This window comes from Pseudomonas oryzihabitans NBRC 102199, assembly GCF_000730625.1.
Lineage (GTDB): Bacteria > Pseudomonadota > Gammaproteobacteria > Pseudomonadales > Pseudomonadaceae > Chryseomonas > Chryseomonas oryzihabitans.
The window spans coordinates 12,811-37,916 of record NZ_BBIT01000024.1 but is presented as its reverse complement, the minus strand read 5'-3'; the positions used below and the strand labels follow the sequence as shown (position 1 = coordinate 37,916).

The 25,106-nt window shown below is 66.3% G+C and carries 21 protein-coding genes; 8 read left to right on the top strand and 13 right to left on the bottom strand.

What is annotated here, in order from left to right:
- Nucleotides 1-78: 78 nt before the first annotated feature.
- Complete coding sequence (locus tag POR01S_RS21725) at nucleotides 79-270, bottom strand: hypothetical protein (protein WP_027597532.1); 192 nt, start codon at nucleotides 268-270, stop codon at nucleotides 79-81.
- Between the two features lie 88 nt (nucleotides 271-358).
- Nucleotides 359-3,865 carry a bifunctional diguanylate cyclase/phosphodiesterase gene (locus POR01S_RS21720; protein WP_042138310.1) on the bottom strand — a complete coding sequence of 1,169 codons (3,507 nt, stop codon included), beginning with the start codon at nucleotides 3,863-3,865 and terminating at the stop codon, nucleotides 359-361.
- A 368-nt stretch (nucleotides 3,866-4,233) separates the two neighbouring features.
- Between POR01S_RS21720 and POR01S_RS21715 the strand changes: the two genes are divergently transcribed.
- A complete protein-coding gene (locus tag POR01S_RS21715; RefSeq protein WP_007159717.1) occupies nucleotides 4,234-4,593 on the top strand; it encodes a BON domain-containing protein in 360 nt (119 codons plus the stop codon).
- A 78-nt stretch (nucleotides 4,594-4,671) separates the two neighbouring features.
- A complete protein-coding gene (locus POR01S_RS21710) occupies nucleotides 4,672-5,124 on the top strand; it encodes a PA2169 family four-helix-bundle protein (protein ID WP_007159716.1) in 453 nt (150 codons plus the stop codon).
- 54 nt (nucleotides 5,125-5,178) lie between these two features.
- Here the strand turns inward: POR01S_RS21710 and acs are convergent, their stop codons facing one another.
- The 9 genes from acs to POR01S_RS23750 all read right to left on the bottom strand — a co-directional run bounded on the left by acs (nucleotide 5,179) and on the right by POR01S_RS23750 (nucleotide 18,110).
- A complete protein-coding gene (acs, locus tag POR01S_RS21705) occupies nucleotides 5,179-7,122 on the bottom strand; it encodes an acetate--CoA ligase (RefSeq protein ID WP_027600742.1) in 1,944 nt (647 codons plus the stop codon).
- Between the two features lie 125 nt (nucleotides 7,123-7,247).
- Nucleotides 7,248-8,912, bottom strand: coding sequence for a glucose-6-phosphate isomerase (pgi, locus tag POR01S_RS21700; protein WP_042138308.1), 1,665 nt, complete (start codon nucleotides 8,910-8,912; stop codon nucleotides 7,248-7,250).
- Between the two features lie 181 nt (nucleotides 8,913-9,093).
- Nucleotides 9,094-9,951, bottom strand: a complete 858-nt coding sequence (panC, locus tag POR01S_RS21695) for a pantoate--beta-alanine ligase (RefSeq protein ID WP_042138306.1) — start codon at nucleotides 9,949-9,951, stop codon at nucleotides 9,094-9,096.
- Nucleotides 9,948-10,748 (bottom strand): 3-methyl-2-oxobutanoate hydroxymethyltransferase, encoded by an 801-nt coding sequence (gene panB, locus POR01S_RS21690; protein ID WP_007159712.1) that lies wholly within the window; start codon nucleotides 10,746-10,748, stop codon nucleotides 9,948-9,950. The genes panC and panB overlap by 4 nt, the downstream gene beginning before the upstream one ends.
- Nucleotides 10,749-10,877: 129 nt before the next feature.
- Nucleotides 10,878-11,378, bottom strand: a complete 501-nt coding sequence (gene folK, locus POR01S_RS21685; RefSeq protein WP_042138304.1) for a 2-amino-4-hydroxy-6-hydroxymethyldihydropteridine diphosphokinase — start codon at nucleotides 11,376-11,378, stop codon at nucleotides 10,878-10,880.
- Entirely contained in the window at nucleotides 11,378-12,769 is a 1,392-nt protein-coding gene (locus POR01S_RS21680) for a polynucleotide adenylyltransferase PcnB (RefSeq protein WP_027597539.1), read from the bottom strand. Before POR01S_RS21680 ends, folK begins: the two co-directional genes overlap by 1 nt.
- Before the next feature lie 698 nt (nucleotides 12,770-13,467).
- On the bottom strand, nucleotides 13,468-14,886 hold the full coding sequence (locus POR01S_RS21675) for a sigma-54-dependent transcriptional regulator (protein WP_042138302.1): 1,419 nt from the start codon (nucleotides 14,884-14,886) through the stop codon (nucleotides 13,468-13,470).
- 115 nt (nucleotides 14,887-15,001) lie between these two features.
- Complete coding sequence (locus tag POR01S_RS21670; protein ID WP_042138300.1) at nucleotides 15,002-17,950, bottom strand: sensor histidine kinase; 2,949 nt, start codon at nucleotides 17,948-17,950, stop codon at nucleotides 15,002-15,004.
- Nucleotides 17,934-18,110: a hypothetical protein gene (locus tag POR01S_RS23750; RefSeq protein ID WP_007159707.1), complete on the bottom strand. Its 177-nt coding sequence runs from the start codon at nucleotides 18,108-18,110 to the stop codon at nucleotides 17,934-17,936. The genes POR01S_RS21670 and POR01S_RS23750 overlap by 17 nt, the downstream gene beginning before the upstream one ends.
- Before the next feature lie 104 nt (nucleotides 18,111-18,214).
- Here POR01S_RS23750 and POR01S_RS21660 point away from each other — a divergent pair, with 104 nt between their 5' ends.
- Nucleotides 18,215-18,631, top strand: coding sequence for a VOC family protein (locus tag POR01S_RS21660; RefSeq protein ID WP_027597541.1), 417 nt, complete (start codon nucleotides 18,215-18,217; stop codon nucleotides 18,629-18,631).
- Here POR01S_RS21660 and gluQRS read toward each other — a convergent pair.
- Both gluQRS and dksA read right to left on the bottom strand, forming a co-directional pair.
- Entirely contained in the window at nucleotides 18,628-19,518 is an 891-nt protein-coding gene (gluQRS, locus tag POR01S_RS21655) for a tRNA glutamyl-Q(34) synthetase GluQRS (RefSeq protein ID WP_042138298.1), read from the bottom strand. The genes POR01S_RS21660 and gluQRS overlap by 4 nt on opposite strands.
- Before the next feature lie 84 nt (nucleotides 19,519-19,602).
- Nucleotides 19,603-20,046, bottom strand: a complete 444-nt coding sequence (gene dksA, locus POR01S_RS21650) for an RNA polymerase-binding protein DksA (RefSeq protein ID WP_007159704.1) — start codon at nucleotides 20,044-20,046, stop codon at nucleotides 19,603-19,605.
- Nucleotides 20,047-20,337: 291 nt separating this feature from the next.
- Between dksA and POR01S_RS21645 the strand changes: the two genes are divergently transcribed.
- From POR01S_RS21645 to POR01S_RS21625, 5 genes are all read left to right on the top strand, one after another.
- Nucleotides 20,338-21,513, top strand: coding sequence for a pyridoxal phosphate-dependent aminotransferase (locus POR01S_RS21645; RefSeq protein WP_042138296.1), 1,176 nt, complete (start codon nucleotides 20,338-20,340; stop codon nucleotides 21,511-21,513).
- A complete protein-coding gene (gene sfsA, locus POR01S_RS21640) occupies nucleotides 21,510-22,235 on the top strand; it encodes a DNA/RNA nuclease SfsA (protein ID WP_042138294.1) in 726 nt (241 codons plus the stop codon). Before POR01S_RS21645 ends, sfsA begins: the two co-directional genes overlap by 4 nt.
- An 87-nt stretch (nucleotides 22,236-22,322) precedes the next feature.
- Nucleotides 22,323-23,585, top strand: coding sequence for a NupC/NupG family nucleoside CNT transporter (locus tag POR01S_RS21635; RefSeq protein WP_007159701.1), 1,263 nt, complete (start codon nucleotides 22,323-22,325; stop codon nucleotides 23,583-23,585).
- A gap of 151 nt (nucleotides 23,586-23,736) precedes the next feature.
- Nucleotides 23,737-24,672: a nucleoside-specific channel-forming protein Tsx gene (locus POR01S_RS21630; RefSeq protein ID WP_042138292.1), complete on the top strand. Its 936-nt coding sequence runs from the start codon at nucleotides 23,737-23,739 to the stop codon at nucleotides 24,670-24,672.
- A gap of 13 nt (nucleotides 24,673-24,685) precedes the next feature.
- The gene (locus POR01S_RS21625) at nucleotides 24,686-25,099 is read left to right on the top strand and encodes a cytidine deaminase (protein WP_007159699.1); all 414 of its coding nucleotides are present in this window, start codon (nucleotides 24,686-24,688) and stop codon (nucleotides 25,097-25,099) included.
- The last annotated feature ends 7 nt before the right edge of the window (nucleotides 25,100-25,106 follow it).

The window sequence follows — 25,106 nt, the reverse complement described above, 5'->3', positions numbered from 1 at the left end:
CGTGAATCGCCCTGGCCCGCCGCTGAACGGGCGGTGCCAGGATGATCCGCAAGACCAGCGGTCAGGGCGGGGTGAGGCCTAGAGCGGCGCGGCCAGGCCTGTCGCCGCTTCGCGCAGGGGCAACGGATGGGGTGCGGCGATGCGCGCCTCCAGTGTCGCGACATAGCTGCGGGCATCGGCTTCGCTGAGAAAGGTGATGGCCTGCTTGTCGATGCAGACCTGCCAGGCACTGGTGGTGGACTTGCGCAGGGGACGAACCACGATCTTCATGCTGATACCCTCGGGGACAGACGAAAAGTGGAAGCCCGAGTCTAGAGCGGTTTTGATTACAGTGCAGTGACATTCGTCGGTCAGGGCGCTAGGCGCGCGCCTTCTGCCGTTCGGCGTACCAGACCTCGAACTCCTCCGGCGGCAGCGGTGGGCTGAACAGGAAGCCCTGGCATTGCTGACAGCCCAGCTTGCGCAGGATGTCCCACTGTTCGGTGGTCTCCACCCCTTCGGCCAGGACGTCCAGGTCCAGACCCTGGCCCAGGGCGACGATGGCCGCGGCGATGGCCTGGCTGCTGTGGGTACCGCTGTCACTGCGCAATTCGTGCATGAAGCTCTGGTCGATCTTGAGCTTGTCCAGCGGAAAGCGGCGCAGATAGGCCAGCGAGGAATAGCCGGTGCCGAAGTCGTCCACGGCGATGCGCACCCCCAGGGTCTTGAGGGTCGCCAGGGACAGCAGCGCCTCCTCGACATTGCCCATCAGGGTGCCTTCGGTGATCTCCAGTTCCAAGTGCTCGGCCGGCAGGCGACTGCGCGCCAGGGCGCGGGAAATGGTGCTGGCCAGGTCGCGCTTGGCGAATTGCCGGGGCGAGATGTTGATGGCCAGGGTTTCCAGTTCCAGTCCCTGGGCCAGCCAGCTGTGCATCTGCTGGCAGGCGCTCTCGATGATCCAGTCGCCCAGGGGCACGATGAGCCCGGTTTCCTCGGCCAGCGGAATGAATTCGGTGGGCGGGATGAGACCCAGCTCCGGATCCCGCCAGCGCACCAGGGCTTCCACGCCAATGGTCTGGGCGGTGCTGACGCTCATCAGCGGCTGGTAGTAGAGGACGAAGTCGCCGCGCTTGAGCGCCGTACGCAGCCGCGACTCCAGATTCAGCCGCCGGCGCGACTGCTCGGTAAGGGCCTGGGTATAGAAGCGGAAGGTGTCGCGGCCCTGATCCTTGGCCTGGTGCATGGCCGTGTCGGCATTGCGGATGAGGTCATCGGCGGTGGCGCCATCGTCGGGAAAGAGGCTGATGCCGATGCTGGCGTTGAGATAGATGTCGTGTTCGCCGAGGTGGAAGGGCTGTTCCAGCTTGCCGAGCATGGCTTGGGCGATCTGGGCGGCGAATTCGGGTCGATCCAGCCGCTCGATGATGACCAGGTACTCGTCGCCACCGATGCGCGCCAGGGTGATGTCCTCGCTGAGCAGGGCGCGTAGCCGGGCGGCGAATTCCACCAGCAGTTCATCGCCCAAGGCATGGCCATGGCTTTCGTTGACCGTGCGGAAGTAATCGAAGTCGAGGATCAGCACGGCGACCAGGTATTCCTGGGGCTCGGCCAGGGCCAGGGCGTGTTCCAGGTGGGTGCGCGCCAGCAGGCGATTGGGCAGGTCGGTCAGCGGATCATGATGCGCCAGATGACTCAGGCGCGCCTCGCTCTCGCGCAGGCGGGTGGTGTCGCTGACGGTGACCGTGTACTGCCGGGTCTCCCGGGGGTAGAGGGTGTCGATGGCGGTCCAGGCCGGAAAGGTGCTGCCGTCGAGGCGCGGCCAGAGCAATTCGCCTTCCCAGCGGCCCTCGCGGCGCACGGTGCGCCAGAGATCGCGATAAAAGCGCTGGTCCTGGCGACCGCCACCGGGCAGTCCCAGGCGCTGGCCGAGCAGGATGCCTTCCTGGGTGCCCAGCAGGCGGGCGAAGGCCGGATTCACCGCCAGGATCCAGCGGCGCTCGTCGAGCAGCAGCAGGCCGTCGCGACTGTTCTGGAACATGGCCGCGGCCTGGCGCAGGCTTGACTCCTGCTGCTTGCGCAGGGTGATGTTCTGGGCGGTGCTGATGAAGTACTGGGGCACTCCTTGATCGTCGCGGATCAGGCGGGTGGTGACGTTGGTCCACACTGGCGTGCCGTTGCGGTGCAGATAGCGTTTTTCCAGGGTGTAGCGGTCCTGGCCGGTGTCGACCAGCTGCTTGCGCAGGGCGGCGCCCAGGGCCCGCTCTTCCGGATGCGTCACCGAGGCGGTGTCCTTCTGCAGCAACTCCGGTTGCGAGTAGCCGAGCATCTGGCAGAAGTGGTGGTTGACGCTCAGCCAGCGGCCCTCCAGATCGCTGAGCATGATGCCGGTATAGGCCTGCTCGAAGATGCCGCGGTAGCGCGCCTCGCTGGCGCGTTGCGCCTGGACCACGCGCTGTTGCCGGATGGCCAGCACCGCCAGGCGGGTGAATTCGGTGATCAGCGCCTGGGTCTCCGCTTCGGGCAGTCGCGCCTCGCCGTAGTAGATGCCCAGGGCGCCCACGGCGCGCTGCTGCTCGTCCTGCAGCGGCAGGGCCCAGGCGCCGCGAATGCCGGCTGCCTGGGCGACCGGCAACAGCGGCTGCCAGGCCGGATCCAGTTCGACATCGATGGTGAACACCGGGGCATTCGCGGCGACGGCGCTGCAGCAGCCCTGGTCGTGGCGACTGCGCGGCACGCTTTCCAGCGCTGCCTGGAAGGCGGGGGGCAGACTGGGCGCCGCGGCGACCCGCAGATGCTCGCCTTGGTCGTCCAGCAGCAGGGCGACGCGCATCTCCGGGTAGATACGCTCCAGCCGCAGGGCGATGCCCTGCTGGATTTCCGCCAGCGGCAGGCCGGTGAGCAGGTCGTCGAGGACATCGCTGCGGGCCTGCTGCAGTTGCTGCGCCTGGTAGTCGTGGTGGATGTCGGTCAGGGTACCCTGGATCTCGCCATCGAGGCCGGCGCGTAGCTCCATCTGCATCCAGCGATGACTCTCCACCGACAGCCGCAACCGCACCACGCCGTTCCAGTGCAGGCGCTGACCCGCGGCGAATTTCGCCACCAGCTGGCGCAGTCGGGCGCCGTCCTGGGGATGGAAGGCCTGATCCAAGGGATGGTTTAGGGGTTGGGTGGCGGGTTGGCCGGTCAGGGCTTCCCAGGCCGGATTGAGAAATTGCCAGCGACCACGGTGGTCGCTGGCGAACACCACCAGTGGCAGGTGCTGGACCAGCTCGCGATAGCGTCGCTGGCTGTCCTGCAGTGCCTGTTCGGCCAGCTTGTAGCTGGTGATGTCGACCAGGGCGCCACGAGTGATGCCGGCTTCGTCGAAGTCGCTCTGCCAGTTGAGCCAGCGCCAGCTGCCCTGGCCGTCGTCGAAGTGCGCGGAAAAATTCAGCGGGCCCTGCATGTGCTGCAGACGCTCCAGCATGCTGCGCACATGGTCACGGTCGTCGACGCGAGCGCAGGCGGCGATGGTGGCGAAATCCAGCGGATCGCTGCCCTTGGGCTGGTGCAGCATCACCAGGGTGCGTTCGGAGCAGAGCAGACGGCCATCGTCCAGCAGCTGCCAGTCACCGGTATTGGTCAGCCGCTGGACGAAATCCTGGGTGGCGCGCTGGTTCTGCAGCTCGCCGATGAAGCCTTCGCGATAGCTGGCCTCGCGCCGCAGCAGGCCATAGAGCACTAGCGACAGCAGGCTCATGAAGGCCAGGCCCTTCAGGGTGTGCCACAGATAGGCATTGTCCCGATCGCTGAGCAGCAGATACAGCAGCCCATCGCTGCCGATCACCCAGACGGCGCTCAGCAACAGATAAACCAGGGCAATGCGCGCGGGAGAAAGAGGCCGCATCCCGGATCCTCAAGGCCCGATCGCAGGTGTCGGGTTCAATTCAGCATTGACCGGATAAAGGTACGGCAGTTCGGGTCGGGTCACCTGGAAACCTACTTCTTTCGTCCGCCTTTATCGGCTTTGGCACCCTGGACGAAAACGCGTCCAGGCTCGGGCTCAAGAGTCGTCTGACTTCGTGCAAATTACCAGGGCTATTCGCCAGGAAGTTGCATTTTGCCCGCCCTTCACTCGCGTCGAATTTATATAAGTCATTGATTTTTAAAGTCTTTAACAAGTCTTGGAATTCGGCGCAGCCGTTGCGCTCTACATCTAGGTCGCTGCTGCCAGGACCTGGGCGCAGTACAACCAAGGAAAACAGGAGTCATCTCATGAAAAAGACTTTCGGTACCTTTGCCCTCGCTGCCGTCACCGCTTCCGTACTGAGCCTGCCGCTGGCCGGCGGTGCCTTTGCTGCCACCAGCCAGAACATGACCCTGGCCGCCAACAACACCGTGGACAAGACCGAAGAAGCCGCGTCCGACACCTGGATCACCAGCAAGGTGAAGGCGTCCTTCCTGGCCGACGAACACATCAAGGGCACCGCCATCAAGGTCGAGACCAACAAGGGCGTCGTGTCCCTGTCCGGCACCGTGGCGACCGAAGCCCAGCGCGACCTGGCGATCAAAGAAGCCAAGGCCATCAAGGGCGTGAAGGCCGTATCGGCTGACGCCCTGAAAGCGGCTCAGTAACGACGCCCGCTAATACCCGGCACGATGGCGGCGCCCGACGCCGCCATCACGCCTTGCCCTTCGCCCCGGAGAACTGCCATGACCAGCACGACCGAAACCCTCAACGATCTGATCGAGATCGCCCGTGACGGCAAGAATTTCTACGAGCACGCCCTCACCGAAGTGAAGAACCCCGAATTGAAGGCCCTGTTCACCGAGATCGCCCAGAGCAAGGCCGAGATCATCAGCGCCCTGAGCAGCCAGGTGTCGGCTGCCGGTGAGAAGCCCGCCGAGCAAGGCACCTTTGCCGGCAGCTTCCGCAAGTACTACACCGACGTCAAAACCTCCTTTGCCAGCAAGGAAAAGGAAGAGGTCACCTACGTCAGCGAACTGGAAGAGCAGGAAGACCGCCTGCTGCACGCGCTGGAGCGTGCCGTCAACGAACACGCCACGCCGGATGCCCAGGCCAACCTGCGCAGCCAGCTGGAAAAGGCCCGTGCGACCCACGATCGCATGCGTGACCTGAAGCACCGCATGCAAGCCGCCCACTAAGGTCGGCAGCAGCAAAAAGCCCCGCCTAGGCGGGGCTTTTCTTTGGGTCCCCGGCTAGCCGTGCGGGGCGCGATTGAGGCGGGCGTCGATCAGGCTGTCGACCACCGACGGATCGGCGAGGGTCGAGGTATCGCCCAGGCTGTCCAGCTCGTCGCAGGCGATCTTGCGCAGGATGCGTCTCATGATCTTGCCGGAGCGGGTCTTGGGCAGCGCCGGCGCCCATTGCAGGAATTCCGGCTTGGCGAAGCTGCCGATCTGGTCGGCCACCTGCTGGCGCAGTTGCGCCTTGAGTTCGTCGCTCGGCGTCACCCCGCCCTTGGTGGTGACGAAGGCATAGACCGCTTGGCCCTTGACCTCGTGGGGGCAGCCCACCACCGCCGCCTCGGCCACGTCCGCATGCTCGGTGAGCACGCTTTCCACCTCGGCGGTACCGATGCGGTGGCCGGAGACGTTGAGCACGTCATCCACCCGCCCGGTGATCCAGTAATAGCCGTCTTCGTCCCGGCGCGCCCCGTCACCGGTGAAGTAGTAACCCGGGTAGGCGCTGAAATAGGTGTCGATCAGGCGCTGGTGATCGCCATAGACGGTGCGGATCTGGCTTGGCCAGCTGGATTTGATCGCCAGCACGCCACTGCCGGGTCCGTCGATTTCCTGGCCCTGCTCGTCCAGCAGCACCGGCTGGACGCCAAAGAAGGGCAGGGTGGCCGAACCCGGCTTCAGCGCCAGGGCGCCGGGTGGCGGGGCGATGAGGATGCTGCCGGTCTCGGTCTGCCACCAGGTGTCGACGATGGGGCAGCGCCCTTCGCCCACCACCCGGTGATACCACTCCCAGGCCTCGGGATTGATCGGCTCGCCGACGCTGCCCAGCAGCTGCAGACTCTTGCGCGAAGTGCGCTGTACCGGGCCGTCGCCTTCGCGCATCAGGGCGCGCAGGGCGGTGGGGGCGGTATAGAAGATGTTGACCTGGTGCTTGTCCACCACCTGCCAGAAGCGACTGGCATCGGGATAGCTCGGTACCCCTTCGAACATCAGGGTGGTGGCGCCATTGGCCAGGGGGCCGTAGACGATGTAGCTGTGGCCGGTGACCCAGCCGACATCGGCGGTGCACCAGAAGACCTGACCCTCGTGATAGTCGAACAGGTACTTGAAGCTCAGGGTGGCCCCCAGCAGGTAGCCGCCGGTGGTGTGCAGCACGCCCTTGGGTTTGCCGGTGGAGCCGGAGGTGTAGAGGATGAACAGCGGATCCTCGGCGTCCATGGGCTCCGGCGGGCAGTCGGGCGAAGCCGCGGCCACCGCCTGGGCATAGGGCAGGTCGCGCCCCTCCTGGCGGGCCACGGCGGTGCCGGTGCGCTCGACCATGACCACGGTATGGACCTCCGGGCACTTGGCCAGGGCCTTGTCGACATTGGCCTTGAGCGGGACGCGCTTGCCACCGCGCACGCCTTCGTCGGCGGTGATCACCACCCGGCAGTCGGAATCGAGGATGCGGTCGCGCAGCGCCTCGGGCGAGAAGCCGCCGAACACCACCGAATGCACCGCGCCGATGCGGGCGCAGGCGAGCATGGCGTAGGCCGCCTCGGGGATCATCGGCATGTAGAGGCAGACGCGGTCGCCCTTCCTGACCCCACGCTCCTTGAGCACGTTGGCCAGGCGGCTGACGTGCTCGTGCAGCTGGCGATAGCTGATGGCCTGGCTGTCGGCGGGATCGTCGCCTTCCCAGAGGATGGCGGTCCGCTCGGCCCGGGCCCCCAGGTGGCGATCGATGCAGTTGTAGGCGACGTTGAGCTGGCCGCCGCTGAACCAGCGGGTCTGGCCCTTGCGCATATCGCCGCTATGGACTTCGTCCCAGGTGCGCGACCAGTCGAGCAGGGCGCTGGCCTGTTCGCTCCAGAAGCGTTCCGGCTGCTCCACCGAGCGCTGGTAGAGCTCGCGATAGCGGGCTTCGTCGAGGTGGGTACGGGCACTCAGGCTCTCGGGCACGGGGTAGCGTTGGCTCATGGCCGGCTCCTTCTTGGTGTTGTTGTGCTCCCAGTTTAGGCCGCGGATGCCCTGCCGGGGTTCAGCGAGGCGACAAAACGAAAAAGCGCCGCAGAGCGGCGCCTTTCGGAACGGACCGGAGACGATCAGCCGCGATGACGACCGCGGAAGTAGTCGATCAGGCCCTGGGTGGAACCGTCGTCGGCCTTGCCTTCGCTGCGGCCGATGATGTGCTGGTAGACGTCCTTGCCCAGCTCCTTGCCCAGCTCGACGCCCCACTGGTCGAAGCAGTTGATGCCCCAGATGACGCTCTGCACGAACACCTTGTGCTCGTACAGGGCCACCAGCGCACCCAGGCGCCGCGGCGAGATGCGCTCCAGCACCAGGGTGTTGCTCGGGCGGTTGCCCGGGATCACCTTGTGCGGCGCCAACTTGGCGATCTCGGCTTCGCCCAGGCCCTTCTCGCGCAGCTCGGCCTCGGCTTCTTCGCGGGTCTTGCCCAGCATCAGTGCCTGGCTCTGCGACAGGCAGTTGGCATACAGCCACTGCTGGTGATCGGCCACCGGGTTGTGGCTCACCACCGGCACGATGAAGTCGCCGGGGATCAGCTGGGTGCCCTGGTGCAGCAGCTGGTGGTAGGCGTGCTGACCGTTGCAGCCGACGCCGCCCCAGATCACCGGGCCGGTCTCCAGGCTCACCGGCGAGCCGTCCTGACGCACGCTCTTGCCATTGGACTCCATGTCCAGCTGCTGCAGGTGCTTCACGAAGTTACGCAGGTGGTGGTCGTAGGGCAGGATGGCATGACTGGTCGCGCCCCAGAAGTTGCCGTACCAGACCCCGAGCAGGCCCAGCAGCACCGGCATGTTCTCTTCGAAGGGAGCGCTGGTGAAGTGCTGGTCCATGGCATAGGCACCGGCCAGCAGGTCCTTGAAGTTGGACATGCCGATGGCCAGGGCGATGGGCAGGCCGATGGCCGACCACAGCGAATAGCGACCGCCGACCCAGTCCCACATCGGGAAGATGTTCTCTTCGGCGATGCCGAATTCCACCGCCACCTTGACGTTGCTGGAGACGGCGATGAAGTGCTTGTGCAGCTCCGGCTCCGGGCAGCCCTGGGCCAGGCACCAGGCACGGGCGGCCTGGGCGTTCTTCAGGGTCTCCAGGGTGCCGAAGGACTTGGAGGAGACGATGAACAGGGTGGTGTCGGCGGCGAGCTTGGAGGTCACCTCGCGGAATTCGCTGCCGTCGATGTTGGCCAGGTAGTGGCAGCGCACGCCGCGCTGGGTGAAGGGCACCAGCGCCTCGGAGACCAGCTGCGGACCGAGGAAGGAGCCACCGATGCCGATGTTGACCACGTCGGTGATCGGCTTCTCGGTGTAGCCGCGCCAGAGGCCGTTGTGGATGCGGGTGACCAGCTGGGTCATCTGGTTCAGGACCCGGTGCACCTCGGGCATGATGTCCTGGCCATCGATCCGGACGCTGTCGCCCACCGGGCGGCGCAGCGCGGTGTGCAGGGCGGGGCGGTGTTCGGAGGAGTTGACGTAGGCGCCATCGAACAGGGTGCGGATGGCCCCTTCCAGCCCCGCTTCCCGGGCCAGATTCACCAGCAGGTCACGGGTCTGCTCGGTGATGAGGTTCTTGGAGTAGTCGAGGAACAGACCACTGCTGCTCAGGGAGAACTGCGAGAAGCGCTGCGGATCGGCGGCGAAGGCATCGCGCATGCGGAAGTTCTGCATGGCCTTGCGGTGTTCCTGCAGGGCTTTCCAGGAGGCGAGCTGGGTCACGTCGAGGGGGTGTTGATAGTACTCCATGGCTAGGCTTTTCCTTGGTGGCTCTTGTTTGCTGTTGTGCCCCACAAGCCGCTGGCTTGCAAGAGAAAGTCGGTGACCGCGAGACGCCGGTCGTGGCGCCGCGCTTCGAGCATGAAAAAGCCCGGTATGTTCCGGGCTTCCAGGGTTCAGGCAGGGTCGGGTGAGCTAACCTTCGGTTGCGTCACACTCGGGCCCTGCGGCGAAAGCTCAGATTGTCGATCAGGCGGGTCTGGCCGAGGTAGGCCGCCACCAGCAGGACCAGCGCGGTGGTGTCCGGCCCGGCCGGTTGCAGACTCAGCTGCTCGCGCAATTCCAGATAGTCGACCTTGAGCCCCTGAGCGTGCAATTCGGCGACACCGGCGGCGAGGGTCGGCTCGACCGCGGCGCCGGCGGCGAGCTGATCGGCGAGGCGCCTGAGCAGGCTGTACAGGCAAGGCGCACTGGCCCGCTGGTGGTCATCGAGATAGCCATTGCGCGACGACAGCGCCAGGCCGTCGGTGGCCCGTACCGTGGGCTGGGCGACGATCTCGATGGGCATGTCCAGGTCCTGGACCAGCTTGCGGATCACCGCCAGCTGCTGATAGTCCTTTTCGCCAAACACCGCCACGTCCGGTTGCGCCATCTGGAACAGCTTGGTGACCACCGTCGCCACGCCTTCGAAATGCCCGGGCCGGCGCGCACCGCACAGGCCTTCGGACACCACGGGGACATTCACCCGGGTCAGGCCGTCCATGCCATTGGGATACATCTCGGCCACCGCCGGCGCGAACAGCAGGTCGCAGTGGGCCTCGTTCAGCTGGCGACTGTCTTCCGCCAGGGTGCGCGGATAGGTGTCCAGATCCTCGGTGGGACCGAATTGCAGCGGATTGACGAAGATGCTCGCCACCACGAAGTCGGCGTGACGCCGCGCGGTGTCGACCAGGGCGATATGCCCGGCGTGCAGATTGCCCATGGTGGGCACCAGGCCGATGCGCAGGCCCTGGCGGCGCGCGGCGGCGACGGCGGCGCGCAGTTCGCGGACGCTATGGACCGTTTTCATGCGGAGAATCCGTGTTCGGGAGCGGGAAAGCTGCCGTCCTTGACGGCAGCGACATAGGCCGCCAGGGCAGCCTGGATGCTGTCCTGACCGGCCATGAAGTTGCGCACGAATTTCGGCGTGCGCCCGCGCAGGGCCAGGCCGAGCATGTCGTGCAGCACCAGTACCTGGCCATCGGTGGCAGCCCCGGCGCCGATGCCGATCACCGGCACCCGGGCGGCCCGGGTGATTTCCTCGGCCAGCGCCGAAGGCACGCATTCCAGCAGCAGCATGGCCGCGCCGGCTTCCTCCAGCTCACGCGCCGCCTCGCGCAACTGCTGCGCCCGGGCCGGATCGCGCCCCTGTACCTTGAAGCCGCCGAAGACGTTGACCGACTGGGGCGTCAGGCCCAGGTGGGCGCAGACCGGCACGCCATTGGCGGCCAGGCGGCGAATGGGTTCGGCCAGCCAGGCATCGCCCTCAAGCTTGACCATCTGCGCGCCCGCCTGCATCAGGCGACCGGCGCTGGTCAGGGTCTGCTCCAGGGTGGCATAGGTCATGAACGACAGGTCGGCGACGATGAAGGCACCCGCGTGGCCGCGCTTGACGCAGGCGGTGTGGTAGACCATGTCGTCGAGGGTCACCGGCAGGGTGCTGTCGTGACCCTGCAGCACCATGCCGAGGGAATCGCCGATGAGCAGCATCTCGACGCCGGCCTGACTGGCGGCCTGGGCGAAAGTGGCATCGTAGGCGGTCAGCATGGCGATCTTTTCGCCGCGCTGCTTGAGCCCCTGAAGGGTCGTGAGGCTGATATCAGGCATGCAAGGGGTCCTCGTGGGACGGCGCTATGGTTATTGTCTGGGCGCCGCGGGCGCGGGGTGGCCGCGCGCAAACGGCTGCTATAGTCCCGGCGCATCCGGCACAAGTCAATGCTCGGTGTTACGGCTGTGTTACCGCGTGGATGACGACGGTAGCAGCCGCTCCAGGCCTTCGAAAGGGCAGGCGGACAGCAGGTCCGGCAAGCGGCGGCCATTGGGCAGGTGCAGCGCGGGGGCGAGATCGGCCAGCGGATAGAGGACGAAGGCACGGGCCTGGAGGTGGTAGTGCGGCACCTGCAGGCGTGGCTCGTCGATCAGTCGTTCGCCGAATAGCAGGATGTCGATGTCCAGGGTCCGCGGACCCCAGCGTTCATCCTTGCGTACGCGGCCCTGCTGCTGCTCTATGGCCTGGGTGGCGTCGAGCAGCGCCAGGGGCTCGAGCCCGGTGTCCAGGGCGGCGACGGCGTTGACGTAGCGCGGCTGATCGGGTGGTCCCAGGGGATCGCTGGCATAGAAGGCGGAGACCGCCACCAGCTCACTGTGGGGCAGCTGGGCCAGGGCCTCGAGGGCCGCGTCCAGCTGGCGCCGCGGCTCGGCCAGGTTACTGCCCAGGCCGAGATAGACCCTTTCCATCATTCGTCGCCGGCGGTGGGCGCATCCGAGGTGCGCCGCTTGCGATTGCTGCCGCCGCGGCGGCGCCGCTTGGCCGGTGCGCCTTCGTCGCGGCTGAGGTTCTTGATCATCTCGCGCCGCTGGCTGTCGCCGACCTCCTGGTAGCGGGTCCACCAGTCGCCCAGGCCACCGGTTTCCTCGCCGGCGCTCTCGCGCAGCAGCAGGAAGTCGTAGCCGGCGCGAAAGCGCGGATTCTCCAGCAACTGATCGGCGCGCTTGCCCTGGCGGCGTGGCAGGCGTTCCTGCATGTCCCAGATCTCGCGCATGGGCATGGTGAAACGCTTGGGGACGGCGGTGCGCTGGCACTGCTGCTGGGTGAGGTCGTGGGCGGCTTCCTGCATGGCCGGAATCGGCGGCAGGCCGAGGTCCTGATGATGACGGACGCGCTCGGGCAAGGCCGGCCAGAGCAGGGCGGCGAAGAGGAAGGCCGGGGTGACCGGCTTGCCTTCGCGGATGCGGGCATCGGTGTTGGCCAGGGCCTGGCGGATCAGGCTGCCGGCGTAGTCGGGATCGCGTTCCAGGGCTTCGCCACTGGCCGGAAACAGCGGGGCGAACAGCCCGTACTGGCAGAGCAGCTCGAAGGTGCGCTCGGCCTTGCCACCCAGCAGCAGCTTGATGACCTCGTCGAACAGCCGCGGTGCCGGAATGTCCCGCAGCAGCGGCGCCAGGCGGCTGATGGGTTCGGCGGTGGCGGCCTCGATCTCGAAATCCAGCTTGGCGGCGAAGCGCACGGCGCGCAGCATCCGCACCGGATCTTCCAGGTAGCGCTGCTCCGGATCGCCGATCAGCCGGATCTGCCGCAGGCGAATGTCCTGGGTGCCGTTGGCGTAGTCGAGGATGCGTTCGCCGCTGGCGTCGTAGTAGAGCGCGTTGATGGTGAAGTCGCGCCGCTGGGCATCCTGTTCCTGGTTGCCATAGATGTTGTCGCGCAGGATCCGGCCGCTTTCATGGCGCGAGCCCTGGGTCTCGTCCTCGGCATCCCCGGTGGGGTGATTGGCGCGGAAGGTCGCGACCTCGATGATCTCGCGGCCGAAATGCACATGGACCAGCTTGAAGCGCCGCCCGATGACCCGCGCATTGCGGAATTCGGCCCGCACCTGCTCGGGCGTGGCGCTGGTGGCGACGTCGAAGTCCTTGGGCTCGAAGCCCAGCAGCAGGTCCCGGACGCAACCGCCCACCAGGTAGGCCTGATAACCCGCCTTTTCCAGCCGGTCGACGACACTCAGGGCGTAGCGACTGATGCGCTCTCGTTCCAGAGCATGCTGACTGCGGGGCAGTTCGATGGGCAAGGCAGGCGCGGGCGGAGTACGCCGCAGGGGCGAGCGCAGAGTCTGGATCAGCTTCTTCAGCATGCGAGTTTCTGTTCGGAGAGACGGCTATACGCAATCTGGACCACAGCGGGAGCCGTTGCGCAATAGATAAGGAGGGGATCTTGAACGAGGGAGGGGAGGCTGTCAAAGGCACTGGGGGAGCCGAAGCTCCCCCCCAAAGTGGTACGTGCTTTGTTTTTATTGTCTATCCAGACCTCTTGTTTTTCTTGTGTGGTCTGTCCCGTGCGGTTACCGGCCGCCGGAAAGGCTCTGAAGTCTAGAGCCAAGAGCAAACGGATTACTTTGGAAGCTGATGTCGTCAGGATCATTCCTGCTCTGCCTGGTACGGGTGCTGCCTCGGGGCAGTTTTATTGTTCTCTGGCCTGACATCGCGGGACCATCCCGCAAGACGACTCTTCTCCAAAATGATCAGTTAGCTACGCCTCCGCCTGCTTGTTCTTGTTGTGCTGGAGTCGCTACGTCTTGTTTTTGTTATGGAGGGGGTACGTTTTTATTGTTCTTGTGCCAGAACATAAAGCAGATGCCGTGCCAGTTTTGAAAAATCCTTTTATTTCAGTGGCTTAAGAAAAATGTAGCCTTTTTGCCTGGTGGCTACAGGGAGATTTTCGTTACCGCTGAACCCGCCTCCTGTTACGGCGGTAACACATTGCAAAGGATGGGGAGGCGAGGCGGGAGGGTGTTACCGCGGGACGTGCAGGGCTGCCGCGTCCCGGCGTGGATCAGCTGGCGTCGCTGCTGGCGCTGGCCTTGCGTCGCGGAATGCCCAGGCGCTGGCGACGTTCCCACAGGCACTTGCGGCTGACGCCGAGCTTGCGCGCCAGTTCGGTCTCGGTCATGTGATCCTGGTGCTCGAGCACGAAGTGCTGGAAGTAGTCCTCCAGCGAGAGGTCCTCGGTGGGCTCGTGGGCGCCGTTGCCGTTCCCCAGGCCCGCGCTGGGCAGCGGATCCAGGTAGCTGTCGGCCAGCTCCAGCTCGCCGAGCTCGACGTCGATGCCCAGCTGGTCGGCATTGATCTCCTGGCCTTCGCTGAGGATCACCGAGCGCTCGATGGCGTTCTCCAGCTCGCGCACGTTACCCGGCCAGCTGTAGTGGCGGATGGCGGCCTCGGCTTCGGCGCCGAACTTGAGCCCCGGGCGACTCATGCGCGCGGACTGACGGGCGAGAAATACCCGGGCGATCTCCATGACGTCGCCACCGCGCTCGCGCAGGGCCGGCAGGCGCAGGGAGATGACGTTGAGGCGATAGAAGAGGTCTTCGCGGAACTGACCGATCTTGGCCAGGCCCTTGAGATCCCGGTGGGTCGCGGCGATCAGGCGCACATCGACCTTTTGCAACTGCACCGAGCCGACCCGGCGGATCTCGCCTTCCTGCAGCACGCGCAAGAGGCGCGCCTGGGCTTCCAGCGGCAATTCGCCGATCTCGTCGAGAAACAGGGTGCCGCCGTCGGCCGCTTCCACCAGGCCGGTACGGCTGGCGCTGGCGCCGGTGAAGGCGCCCTTCTCGTGGCCGAAGAGTTCGGATTCGATCAGGGTTTCGGGAATGGCCGCGCAGTTGACCGAGATCAGCGGTGCCTTGGCCCGGCGCGACAGGTTGTGCAGCGCCCGCGCCACCAGTTCCTTGCCGGTGCCCGACTCGCCCTGGATCAGCACGGTTGAGTCGGTGGGGGCGACCTTGCGGATCTTGCCGAAGAGGTCCTGCATTGGGGCGCAGTTGCCGATGATGCCGATCTCGCCGGTGGCCGGCGGCGGCGCGACGCTTTCCTCGACGGCGGCAGCCGGCTGGCGCTGTTCACGCTCGACCAGGATGCGCGCCACGGCCTGCAGCATCTCGTCGTGATCGAAGGGCTTGGCGATGTAGTCCACCGCGCCCTGCTTCATGGAATCGACCGCCGATCTCAGGCTGGCGTAGCTGGTCATGATCAGCACCGGCTTGCCCTTGGCGAGATCGATCATCTCGGTACCGGGGGCGCCGGGCAGACGCAGATCGCTGATGACGAGATCGAAGCTCGAGACATCGTAGAGATCCTGGGCTTCCTGCACGGAGCCGGCTTCGCTGACGCGGAACTGGTTGCGCTCCAGCAGACGGCGCAGCGCCGAACGGATGATCTTCTCGTCTTCGACAATCAGGATATGGGCCATCAAGTGCGCTCTCTTACGGGAAGGCAAGACGACCCACGCCAGGCAGCGTGTCTTGTCGCGGTCGTCTGGACTTCCGAATGCTTTAGCAGATCCATCCAGCAGGCGGATGGGTCCGTCACGGCGCCTCCGGCAACCCGAGATAGCGCGGCAGCAGTACCCGGATGCGGGTGCCCTGGCCGGTCACGGGGTCGGTAGGACTATCGATCATTATCTGACCATAATGCTCTTCTACGATGGAATAGACCAGCGCCAAGCCAAGCCCCGTCCCCTTGCCCGGATCCTTGGTGGTGAAGAAGGGTTCGAACAGCCGGCTGACGATGGCCTTGGGAATGCCGCTGCCCTCGTCCTCGACGCTCAGGGTCACGGTCTGGCCCTGGGCCTCGCTGCGCACCCGGATCGGCGCACCGGGTGGCGAGGCGTCCCGGGCGTTGGACAGCAGGTTGATCATCACCTGCACCAGCCGCTGGGGATCGCCCTGCACCAGGTGTTCGGGATCGCAGAGATTGAAGAAGTCGACGTCCACGCTCTGGCGGTTGAGGGAGAGCAGGGCGATGGCCTCCTGGGCCGCCTCGGCCACGCACACCGGTTCGTGGGCCTGCTGGCGACCGCCGGCATGGGCGAAACTCATCAGCGACTGGACGATGCGGGTGATGCGCCGGGTCTGCTCGATGATCTGGCTGCTGATCTCGTCGATCTCTTCGTCCGCCTCGCGCTCCTCGCGCAGGTTCTGCGCCAGGCAGGCGATGCCGGTGACCGGATTGCCGATCTCGTGGGCGACGCCCGCGGCCAGCCGGCCGATGGAGGCCAGGCGCTCGGAGTGGATCAGGCGGTCTTCCAGCAGCTGGGTCTCGCTGATGTCTTCCACCACCAGCACCGTGCCGTTGCTGCCCACCGCCAAGGGTTCGTCGATGGTCGCCTTGTGCAGGTTGAGCCAGCGCTGCTCGTGTTCCTGGGGCAGCCGCTGCTTGTAGAGGTGCTGTTGCGCCGGTTCGGCGAGAAAGCGCTCGAACAGGTCCTGCCAGGGATCGGGCAAGGCGCTCAGGCGCGAACCCACCACCCGGGCGCCGTCGATGCCGGTGAGTTCTTCCATGGCGCGGTTCCACATGAGGATCTCGCGGTCACGCGCCAGGGAGCAGACGCCCATGGGCAACTCCTGCAGGGTCTGGCGGTGATAGCGGCGCAGGGCGTCCAGCTCGGCGGCCAGGCCGGTCAGGCGCGACTGGTAGTCTTCCAGGCGATTCTCGATGAAGTGGATGTCTTCGGTGGCATAGGCCTCGCTTTCCGCCTTGAACGGCAGAAAGGTCTCGACGATGTCCTGGGCGACCCGCGGACCCATCAGGCCGGAGAGGTTGGCCTCGATGCGATCGCGCAACCGGCGCAGGGCATAGGGGCGGCGTTCGTCATAGGGCAGCAGCAGATCGGCCAGGGCGCGCTCGACTTCCTTCTGCGCGGTCTTGGCGCCCAGCGGCTTGGCCAGCTGGGCGGCGAAGTCCTGGGGCGAGCTGGCCGCCAGTTCGCGGCGCTGCGGACGGCGGACGTTGTCCACGGCGCAGGCCTCGGCGGCGCTCTTCTCTTCTTCGCTGGCCTCGGTGAAGAGCGAGACCAGGGCGAACACCAGCACGTTGACGGTCAGCGAGGCCACGGCGGCGAGGTGCCAGTTGCTGGCGCTGATGCGATAGCTGAAGACGCCGATGTGCAGCGGATTGATGTCGGCCACCAGCGGCATGAGCATGCTCAGGAACCACAGGCCCAGGCCGCACAGCAGGCCGGCGATGAAGCCCTTGCGATTGGCCGTCTGCCAGTAGAGCACCGACAGCGCGCCGGGCAGGAATTGCACGGTGGCGACAAAGGAGACGATGCCCAGGCTGGAGAGATCGCCATGGCCCTGCAGCAGGCGATAGAAGCCATAGCTGCCGAGGATGATGGCGGCGATCAGCATGCGCCGGGTCATGCGCAGCCAGCGATAGATGTTGCCGTCGGTGGGCGACTGGTAGAGCGGCAGCACGATGTGGTTGAGCAGCATGCCCGACAGCGCCATGGTCACCACGATGATCAGGCCGCTGGCCGCCGACAGCCCGCCGACGAAGGCCACCAGCGCCAGCAGCGGATTGTCCAGCGCCAGGCCCACGCCCAGGGTGAAGTACTCCGGCGGCGTCGGCGAACCCAGCGCCAGGCCACCCCAGAGAATCGGCGGCACCGCCAGGCTGATCAGCAGCAGGAACAGCGGCAGGCCCCAGCTGGCACTGACCAGCGCCTGGGGACTGAGATTCTCGGTGAAGGCCATGTGGTACATGTGCGGGGTGACGATGGCCGCGGCAAAGAACACCAGCAGCAGGATCCGCCAGGGACCTTCCTGCAGCGGGGTGTGCAGGGTGGAGAGGGCGCTCTGGTTCTGCTGCAGCCAGGTCTCCAGGCCGTTGGGTCCGCCGAACACGCTATAGAGGGTGACGCCGCCGACGATGCCCAGGGCCAGCAACTTGACCAGGGACTCGAAGGCGATGGCCACCACCAGGCCTTCATGGCGCTCCTTGGAATTGATCTGGCGTGCGCCGAAGAGCATGGCGAACAGGGTGATCAGCAGGCAGAAGCCCAGCGCCGGGGCGTCCTGGGCGCGGGCCTGCACCAGGATGCCGGTGCTGGTGGCCACCGCCTGGATCTGCAGCGCCAGCAGCGGCAGCACGGCGATCAGCATGCCCAGGCTGGTGAGGGCGCCGGCCCAGGTGCTGCGGAAACGGAAGGCGAAAAGATCGGCCAGGGACGCCAGCTGGTAGGCACGGGTCAGGCGCAGGATGGGATAGAGCAGCACCGGCGCCAGCAGGAAGGCGCCGCACAGGCCCAGGTAGTAGGCGAGAAAGCCGTAGCCGTAGTCGTAGGCCAGGCCCACGGTGCCATAGAAGGCCCAGGCGCTGGCGTAGACGCCCAGCGACAGGGTGTAGATCAGCGGATGGCGCACCAGCCGGCGCGGCACCCAGCCCTTCTCGGTCATCCAGGCGACGCCAAAGAAGATCAGCAGGTAACCGGCGCTGATCAGCACCAGTTGGGACAGACTAAAGCTCGTCGGCATCGCGCTGGCTCTGCAGGATAAAGGTCACCACGATGAGGATGAGCCACAGCAGGTAGGGGCGATACCAGGCGCCGCTGGGAGCGATCCACCAATCCATGATGGCGGGGGAGAACAGATAGATGCCTACCACGAGGAGCAGGACCAGCCGGTAGATGTACATGCGCGGTTCCCGAACGGCGATGGCGCCATGGTAATGCAAAAGCGCTGTACCCCGGAGAGGGAGGCCTCTACCGTGAAGGCTTCTTTCCCCGCCGGAGTTCGTCGATGACCAGGCCCCGTCTCGCCGCCGTGCTGGAAACCGCGCTCTATGTCGCCGATCTGCCCCGGGCCCGGCGCTTCTATGAAGAGCTGCTGGGGCTCACGCCGATGTTCGCCGACGAGCGCCTGGCCGCCTATGCGGTGGGCGCCAGCGTCCTGTTGCTGTTCCAGCGGGGCACTACCGAACAGCCCGTCAGGCTGCCGGGCGGCTGCATTCCGCCCCATGGCGCCCAGGGCTGTCAGCACCTGGCCCTGGCCGTCGCGGCGGATGAACTGGAAGCCTGGGCCGCACACCTGGTGGCTGCCGGGGTCGCCATCGAAGAACGCACCCGCTGGCCGCGTGGCGCGATCAGCCTGTATTTCCGCGATCCGGACGGACATCTGCTGGAACTGGCCACGCCCGGCCTCTGGCCCAACTACTAGTCCGGTAATCGGGCTTCGGCCAGGTGCGGCACCCGCGGGATCAGCGCGGCATCCCAGTGGGCGACGCCCCAGGCCAGCACCCTGGCCGGGGTTTCCCGGGCCAGCTCCGCATGCGTCGGCTGGCCCAGGGTGCGCAGGGCGCGCACCAGCAGGGCGCCGGCCTGCTCGGGTGGCAGCGGCGGCGAGCGGTAGCTCTTGCCCAGCTTGTGGCCATCGGGCTGGATCAGCAGTGGCACGTGCAGATAGCCCGGCGCCGGATGACCGAGCAATTCCTGCAGATAGAGCTGGCGGGGCGTCGAGTCCAGCAGGTCGGCGCCCCGCACCACGTCGGTCATGCCCTGCAGGGCATCGTCCATCACCACCGCCAACTGGTAGGCGATCAGGCCGTCGCGGCGCTGGATGACGAAGTCGCCCACCTCGCGGCCCAGGTGCTGGCGGAATTCGCCCTGCACCCGGTCGACGAAGCGGTAGTCCAGCTCAGGGACACGGATGCGGATGGCGGCGTCCGTCGCCGGCAGGCCGCAATTGCGGCAGTATCCGGGGTAGAGGCCGCCACTGCCTTCGAGCTGCTTGCGCGAGCAGTCGCAGGCATAGGCCAGGCCGCTGGCCAGCCACTGCGCGATGACCGCGCGATAGGCGTCCAGGCGCTCGCTCTGGCGCAGCACCGGGCCGTCCCATTCGAAGCCGTAGGCCTCCAGAGTGGTGAGGATGGCCGCCTGAGCGCCGGGGACCTCGCGCGGGGGGTCCAGGTCTTCCATGCGCACCAGCCACTGCCCGCCCGCGGCGCGGGCATCCAGGTAGGAAGCGAGGGCGGCAACCAGCGAGCCGAAGTGCAGATAGCCGCTGGGCGTGGGGGCGAAACGGCCGACATAGGGGCGCCTGGACATAGCTCATCCTGTGAATGCCGGAAAATCCGAAGTCTGGAAAGAACAAAGGGCGCCGTAGCGCCCTCGTCGGTGAGGCAGCAGGACTCAGGTCCCGGTCTGCTTCTCGCGGATCTCGGCCAGGGTCTTGCAGTCGATGCACAGGCTGGCGGTCGGACGGGCTTCCAGGCGACGGATACCGATTTCCACGCCGCAGGAGTCGCACCAGCCATATTCGTTGTCTTCGATCAGCTGCAGCGTCTCGTCGATCTTCTTGATCAGCTTGCGCTCGCGGTCGCGGGCACGCAGTTCCAGGCTGAATTCCTCTTCCTGGGTCGCGCGGTCGGCCGGGTCGGCGAAGTTGGCCGCTTCTTCCTTCATGTGGTGCACGGTGCGATCGACTTCTTCGCGCAGTTCCTGCTTCCACTTGTTCAGAATGCCGGTGAAGTGGGCGCGCATGCGCTCACTCATGTATTCCTCACCCTTGGCAGGCTGGTAGGGTTCGTAGCCACGGGCCAGATGATTGTTCTGCTGATTTGCTTCGCTGGGCATGATTGACCCTCTCACTTTCGCTGATCCTGTCCACAGGCTGGATGCGTTTCCAGGCCTCTCCATGTTGGAACGCCCGGGGTCTGTGGCTGCCGATGGCGTCCCGCGCAATGCCGACGCCAGGCTGAATATGTTCTCGACTGGCCAGTCGCCCTGCGGATGCAAGCCGGCGAACTTACCAGAAGCTTCCAGGGGGCGCTACTACTGGCCTCCCGCTCCTTGCCGACGCGGCGGATGCCGGTCTGCGAAGCCTTGGTTAGAATCCCGCCTTCGCCACAAGTTCGGACCCCCTCCATGTCCAATTCCTACAGCGCGCGCAGCCAGGCCATCGAGCCCTTCCATGTGATGGCCCTGCTGGAGCGCGCCAACCAGCTCCAGGCCGCCGGGCATGACGTCATCCACCTGGAGATCGGCGAGCCCGATTTCACCACCGCCGCCCCGGTGGTCGCGGCCGGCCAGGCCGCGCTGGCGGCCGGTCAGACCCGCTACACCGCGGCCCGCGGCCTGCCGGAGTTGCGCCGCGCCATCGCCGCCTTCTATGGCGAGCGCTACGGCGTCGACCTGGATCCGGAACGGGTGCTGATCACCCCCGGCGGTTCGGGTGCCCTGCTGCTGGCCAGCGCCCTGCTGGTGGATCCCGGGCGTCACTGGTTGCTGGCCGATCCCGGCTATCCCTGCAATAGACACTTCCTGCGCCTGGTGGAAGGCGCGGCCCAGCTGATCCCGGTCGGCGCCGAGACCCGCTACCAGCTCACCCCCGAGCTGGTCGCGCGGCACTGGCAGGCGGACAGCGTCGGCGCCCTGGTGGCCTCGCCGGCCAATCCGACCGGCACCCTGCTGGATCGCGACGAACTCGCCGGGCTGTCGGCCGCCCTAAGGGCGCGCGGTGGTCACCTGGTGGTGGACGAGATCTACCACGGCCTGACCTACGGCCTGGACGCCCCCAGCGTGCTGGAGGTGGACGACTCGGCCTTCGTGCTCAACAGCTTCTCCAAGTATTTCGGCATGACCGGCTGGCGCCTCGGCTGGCTGGTGGCGCCGCGCGCCGCGGTGCCGGAGCTGGAGAAGCTGGCGCAGAATCTCTACATCAGTGCCTCCACCGTGGCCCAGCAGGCGGCCCTGGCCTGTTTCACCCCCGAGGCCATGGCCATCTTCGAGGAGCGTCGCGCCGAATTCGCCCGCCGTCGCGACTACCTGTTGCCGGCGTTGCGCAACCTGGGCTTTGAGATCGCCGTCGAGCCCCAGGGCGCCTTCTACCTCTATGCCGACATCGCCGCCTTTGGCGGCGACGCCTATGCCTTCTGCCAGTTCCTGCTGGAGACCGAGCACGTCGCCATCACCCCCGGCCTGGATTTCGGGCGCCACCGCGCCGACACCCATGTGCGCTTCGCCTACACCCAGTCGCTGCCGCGCCTGGAAGAGGCCGTCGCCCGCATCGCCCAGGGATTGCAGCGCTGGAGCGCCCGGTGAGATTCGAGCCGCCCTTGGAAGAGGGTCGCCTGCTGCGCCGCTACAAGCGATTTCTCGCCGACATCGAGACCGCCAGCGGCGAGGTGCTGACCCTGCACTGCCCCAATACCGGCTCCATGCTCCACTGCCAGCCGGCGGGCGCCCGCGTCTGGTTCAGCCGCGCCAATGGTCCCAAGCGCAAGCTGCCCGGCACCTGGGAGTTGGTCGAGACGGATCACGGCCGGCTGGCCTGCATCAATACCGCCCGTGCCAATCGCCTGGTGGAGGAGGCCTTGCTGGCCGGTGGCATTCCCGAGCTGGCCGGCTTCACCGCCCTGCGCCGGGAGGTGGCGTACGGGCTGGAGAACAGTCGCGCCGATTTCCGCCTGGAGTATCCCGCGGGGCCGCTGTACCTGGAGGTCAAGAGCGTCACCCTGGGCTTTGCCGACACCGCGATCGCTGCCTTTCCCGACGCCGTGACCACCCGTGGGGCCCGTCATCTGCGCGAGCTGGCGGCCCTGGCCGCGGCCGGTGAGCGGGCCGTGCTGCTTTATTGCGTCTTGCTCGACGGCATCGAGGCGGTACGCCCGGCCGCGGAAATCGATGCCGCCTATGCCCTGGCCCTGGGCGAAGCCCGTCGCCAGGGTGTGCAGGTGCTGGCTTATGGGGCACGGCTCTCGCCCGCGGGCCTGCAGCTGGACCGACCGCTGCGCCTCGCTGACCAGGCAGTCACAAAAAGCTGATCGCCCGGACAGGATCTGGCAGGCGCCTTGCTTACGGATATCGCCCATCGATCGCCGCTATCGGGCGATCCTGTCAGGAGTCTCTTGATGATCTCTGTGTTGGGCATGCTGTTGCTGGTGGCCATCGCCATCCTCTTTTCCCGCCAGCGGCGCGCCATTCGCGTGCGTACCGTGCTCGCGGCCTTTCTGTTGCAGGCGGGGCTCGGCCTGTTCGTCCTCTACATTCCCTGGGGCCAGCAGGTGCTTGGCAGCGTCTCCGGCGCCGTCTCTTCGCTGCAGCTCTATGCCGACAAGGGCATCGAGTTTCTCTTCGGCGGTCTCGCCGGACCGAAGATGTTCGAGTACTTCGGTAACGGTGGCTTCGTCTTCGCCGTGCGGGTGCTGCCCCTGATCGTCTTCTTCGGCAGCCTGATCGCGGTGCTCTACTACCTGGGCATCATGGGCTGGATCATCCGCCTGGTGGGCGGCGCGCTGCACGCCCTGCTCGGCACCAGTCGGGTGGAATCCACCACGGTCACCGCGACCCTGTTTCTCGGCCAGTCGGAAATGCCGCTGGTGGTGCGGCCCTTCATCGCCGATCTCACCCGCTCTGAGCTGTTCGCCATCATGGTTGGCGGTTTCGCCGCGGTGGCCGGTTCGGTGCTGCTGGGCTACGCCGGCATGGGCGTGGAACTCAAGTACCTGATCGCCGCCAGCTTCATGGCCGCTCCGGGCGGACTGCTGATGGCCAAGCTGATGGAGCCGGAGACCGAACAGCCGCGCGACCAGGCCATGAAGACCCTGGGGGAAGGGGAGGAGCGCCCGGCCAACGTCATAGACGCAGCCGCCGAAGGCGCCCAGGTCGGGCTGCGCATCGCCCTGGCGGTCGGTGCCATGCTGCTGGCCTTCATCGCCCTGATCGCCCTGCTCAACGGCATCCTCGGCTGGTGCGGCGCCTGGTTCGGCGTGCCGCAACTGAGCATGCAGCTGGTGCTGGGCTATCTGCTGGCGCCGGTGGCCTTCCTTATCGGGGTGCCCTGGAACGAGGCGGTACAGGCCGGTGGCTTCATCGGTCAGAAGCTGGTGCTCAACGAATTCGTCGCCTATGCCGACCTCTCGACCTATCTGGACCCGGTCAAGTCGGCAGCGGCGGGCGTCCAGCCGCTCTCGGCGCATACCCAGGTCATCGTCACCTTCGCCCTCTGCGGCTTCGCCAATCTCTCTTCCATCGCCATCCAGCTCGGCGGCCTGGGCGGCATCGCGCCCCAGCGGCGTCACGAACTGGCTCAGCTGGGCCTGCGCGCCATGCTCGGCGGCACCCTGGCCAACCTGATGAGCGCGGCCCTGGCCGGCTTCTTCATCGGCCTCTAGCTCGATGTCGATTGGACCATCCGGTCCACTTTATGGTGCACCGCTGGCCTGGGTGCGCCAAAACGTAACAGCGGATGACCGTGGCGTGCGCCTGCTTCGCCGCCACGGGTTGTCCGCGGCTTCTCAAGGCTTTCGCTCAGGAACCCTCCTCATGACGTTTTCCCGCCTCCGTCGCGTGCGCTTCGGCGCGCTACCGCTCCTGTTCTGCTGCAGCGCCCAGCTGTTGGCCGCTCCCGCCGTCGCCACTGACAGCGCCCAGGGCGAGACCGCCAGTCCCGCCGCGCAACAGACGGACAGTCGCTCGCCCTATCTGTCGTCCTGGTACAACCAGGATCTGACCCTGATCGGCAGCAAGGACATCAGCTTCGGCCCGCAGCCCGTGGACGACGTCTATCTGGAGTACGAGTACTTCGGCCGCAAGGGGCCCTTCGAACTCTATGGCTACATCGACGTGCCCAGGGTACTGGGCATCGGCAACAGCCATGACTCCGGCGTCTGGGACCGCGGCTCGCCCCTGTTCATGGAGCACGAACCGCGTATCTCCATCGATCAGCTCAGTGGTCGCTCGCTGGCCTTCGGGCCGTTCAAGGAGTGGTACCTGGCCTTCGACTGGATCTATGACCACGGCAGCAGCCGGGCCAGTCGACAGAACACCCTCTACGCCGGCTTCGGTACCGATATCGAGACCCATACCCCGGTGCTGCTGTCCGCCAACCTCTACGGCCGCCGCCAGTGGGAAAACTATGGCGCCGCCAACGAGAATTCCTGGGACGGCTATCGGGCCCAGCTCAAGTACATCTGGCCGCTGGCCAAGTTCGACAACGGCGCTTCCCTGACCTATGTCGGCTTCACCAACTTCGATTTCGGCTCGAAGCTGGGCGACGAGCCGGGACGTACGGCCAATGCCACCGTGTCCACCAACGTGCTGCTCTATGCCTTCACCCACCTGCGCTTCATGTTCGCTGCGCGGCATTTCCACAATGGCGGCAACTGGCGCGACGGCACCGAGCTGAACTTTGGCGAGGGCGATTTCGAGGGCCGCTCCAACGGCTGGGGCTACTATGCGGGGGTGGGTTATCAATTCTGATCTGGAGACTGTCATGAGCACCAACCTGCCTGCGCACCTGGCCGCACTGCTTCCGCAAGCGGTCGCTGCGGCCGAGCGCGCCTACTGTCCGCATTCGGAATTTCCCGTGGGCGCCGCCCTGCTGACCGCCGAGGGCGAAGTCATCCATGGCTGCAACGTGGAAAACATCTCCTATGGCCTGACCAACTGCGCCGAGCGCAGCGCCCTGTTCGCCGCCATCAGCCGGGGCCTGCCGCCGCGCAGCTTCACCGCCATGGCCATCCATGCGCCGGGCGTTCCCCTGATCAGTCCCTGTGGTGCCTGTCGCCAGGTGCTGCTGGAGCTGATGGCGCCCGACGCGACCATCGTCTGCAGCGGCAGCGAACCCGGCCGTACCCGCACCTGGACCCTGGCCGAGCTGCTGCCCGGCGCCTTCGACGACTTCTAAGGAGTCC

Coding starts and splice junctions, on each gene's coding strand:
- POR01S_RS21625 (WP_007159699.1), top strand. CDS start 24,686: ATGAGCACCAACCTGCCTGCGCACCTGGCCGCACTGCTTCCGCAAGCG.
- POR01S_RS21715 (WP_007159717.1), top strand. CDS start 4,234: ATGAAAAAGACTTTCGGTACCTTTGCCCTCGCTGCCGTCACCGCTTCC.
- panB (WP_007159712.1), bottom strand. CDS start 10,748: ATGCCTGATATCAGCCTCACGACCCTTCAGGGGCTCAAGCAGCGCGGC.
- POR01S_RS21635 (WP_007159701.1), top strand. CDS start 22,323: ATGATCTCTGTGTTGGGCATGCTGTTGCTGGTGGCCATCGCCATCCTC.
- gluQRS (WP_042138298.1), bottom strand. CDS start 19,518: ATGTCCAGGCGCCCCTATGTCGGCCGTTTCGCCCCCACGCCCAGCGGC.
- panC (WP_042138306.1), bottom strand. CDS start 9,951: ATGAAAACGGTCCATAGCGTCCGCGAACTGCGCGCCGCCGTCGCCGCC.
- POR01S_RS21645 (WP_042138296.1), top strand. CDS start 20,338: ATGTCCAATTCCTACAGCGCGCGCAGCCAGGCCATCGAGCCCTTCCAT.
- POR01S_RS21670 (WP_042138300.1), bottom strand. CDS start 17,950: ATGCCGACGAGCTTTAGTCTGTCCCAACTGGTGCTGATCAGCGCCGGT.
- pgi (WP_042138308.1), bottom strand. CDS start 8,912: ATGGAGTACTATCAACACCCCCTCGACGTGACCCAGCTCGCCTCCTGG.
- POR01S_RS21675 (WP_042138302.1), bottom strand. CDS start 14,886: ATGGCCCATATCCTGATTGTCGAAGACGAGAAGATCATCCGTTCGGCG.
- POR01S_RS21725 (WP_027597532.1), bottom strand. CDS start 270: ATGAAGATCGTGGTTCGTCCCCTGCGCAAGTCCACCACCAGTGCCTGG.
- POR01S_RS21680 (WP_027597539.1), bottom strand. CDS start 12,769: ATGCTGAAGAAGCTGATCCAGACTCTGCGCTCGCCCCTGCGGCGTACT.
- POR01S_RS21660 (WP_027597541.1), top strand. CDS start 18,215: ATGACCAGGCCCCGTCTCGCCGCCGTGCTGGAAACCGCGCTCTATGTC.
- dksA (WP_007159704.1), bottom strand. CDS start 20,046: ATGCCCAGCGAAGCAAATCAGCAGAACAATCATCTGGCCCGTGGCTAC.
- POR01S_RS21710 (WP_007159716.1), top strand. CDS start 4,672: ATGACCAGCACGACCGAAACCCTCAACGATCTGATCGAGATCGCCCGT.
- POR01S_RS23750 (WP_007159707.1), bottom strand. CDS start 18,110: ATGTACATCTACCGGCTGGTCCTGCTCCTCGTGGTAGGCATCTATCTG.
- POR01S_RS21720 (WP_042138310.1), bottom strand. CDS start 3,865: ATGCGGCCTCTTTCTCCCGCGCGCATTGCCCTGGTTTATCTGTTGCTG.
- POR01S_RS21630 (WP_042138292.1), top strand. CDS start 23,737: ATGACGTTTTCCCGCCTCCGTCGCGTGCGCTTCGGCGCGCTACCGCTC.
- folK (WP_042138304.1), bottom strand. CDS start 11,378: ATGGAAAGGGTCTATCTCGGCCTGGGCAGTAACCTGGCCGAGCCGCGG.
- acs (WP_027600742.1), bottom strand. CDS start 7,122: ATGAGCCAACGCTACCCCGTGCCCGAGAGCCTGAGTGCCCGTACCCAC.